The following is a 1450-nucleotide window of genomic DNA, read 5'->3' on the forward strand; positions in this document are numbered from 1 at the left end:
TGCCTAGGTTCAACCGGTCGTTGCAACACCTGCCGGTTGGAGCAACCGTAGCTGCTCGTCGAGAGCTTCGGCGGGCGTCTTCCAGTCGAGGACCTTTCGGGGTCTGCTGTTGATCGCTGCCTGAACGGCAAGGAGGTCGGCGAGGTCCCAGCGAGACAGGTCGGTGCCCTTGGGGAAGTACTGGCGCAGCAGGCCGTTGGTGTTCTCGTTCGTGCCGCGTTGCCAGGGCGAGCGCGGGTCGGCGAAGTAGACCGCGATGCCCGTGTCGATTTTGAACTGGGCGTGCGCGGAGAGTTCTTTGCCGCGGTCCCAGGTGAGGGCTCGCAGCAGTTCCTCGGGCATGGTGGTCATCACCGCTTGGAGGGCGTTCTTCATCGCGATGGCACCGTAGCCGCCGAGGGCGGGCCCGTTTTTGACCGGCGGCGTGGCTCTGTAACCTTCGAGACGCGGTAGGTGGACCAGGAGGGTGTATCGGCTGGTGCGCTCGACGACGGTGCCGATGGCGGAGCGGTTCAGCCCGATCATGAGGTCGCCTTCCCAGTGACCGGGGACCGCCCGGTCGGTGACCTCGGCGGGTCGTTCGCTGAGCACGACATCGGCGGTGACGTGTCCTTGCGGCTTGTTCCGTGAGCGTTCCCGGGGCTTGCGCAGCGCCCGGCCGGTCCGCAGACAGGCCACCAGCTCGCGCTTGAGCGCGCCGCGTCCTTGGATGTAGAGCGCCTGGTAGATCGCCTCGTGGCTGATGCGCATGTCCTCATCGTCGGGGAAGTCGACGACCAGCCGTCGACTGATCTGCTGCGGGCTCCAGGCCGTCGCCCAGCGGCGGTCCCCTCGGTGCGGCTTGTTCAACCCTTTCCAGGTCGTCGCAGGGCCGGCGGCGACTGTCCCGTCGGGGCGGTGCAGCTGTCCGCTCAGCCGTGTCTGCACGTACTCGCGCAGCCGCGCATTGCCCGCCAGCTTCGCCGGCTTGGGTCGCCGCGCGGCAACCTGCGCCTTCCACTGCGCCACGGTCGCCCGGTACTCGAGCTTGCCGGCGCGGGTCGCGGCGTTGCGACGCAACTCGCGCGAGATCGTGCCCGGGTCCCGCTCGAGTTGTCGGGCGATCGCGCGGACACCACGCCCCTGGGCCTTGAGCAGAGCGATCTCCTCCCGCTCGCAGAACGACAGGTAACGACCCGATGGCTCGGCCAGGCTCAACGGCGGCATGCCGCCAGCGTGACGAAACCAGCGCACCGCAACGGGCGCCGACACACCGAGCTCAATTGCCGCCTCCTCAGTGCGTTTGCCCTGCGCGATCAGCCGCCAGAACGCGCGCTCCACATGCCGTGCCGGCATGGGCCTGCCCGGCGAACGCATCGCCGGCCGCAACGCCCGATCCGCCTGCTGCTGACGACGTGCCATCGAACACCTCCACCATCACGAGGTGTTGCGACGACCAGTTGAATCCGCC

1 protein-coding gene is annotated in these 1450 nt (G+C 68.3%); it reads right to left on the reverse strand.

What is annotated here, in order from left to right; all coding sequences use genetic code 11:
* Positions 1-9: 9 nt before the first annotated feature.
* Positions 10-1401 carry an IS30 family transposase gene (locus AB0J80_RS38470; protein ID WP_364714778.1) on the reverse strand — a complete coding sequence of 464 codons (1392 nt, stop codon included), beginning with the start codon at positions 1399-1401 and terminating at the stop codon, positions 10-12.
* Between the last annotated feature and the right edge of the window lie 49 nt (positions 1402-1450).

Origin of the sequence: Actinoplanes sp. NPDC049548 (assembly GCF_040676695.1) — a bacterium.
GTDB lineage: Bacteria > Actinomycetota > Actinomycetes > Mycobacteriales > Micromonosporaceae > Actinoplanes.

Excerpts from the sequence above, each read along its gene's own strand:
- AB0J80_RS38470 (WP_364714778.1), bottom strand. The coding sequence starts at position 1,401 with ATGGCACGTCGTCAGCAGCAGGCGGATCGGGCGTTGCGGCCGGCGATG.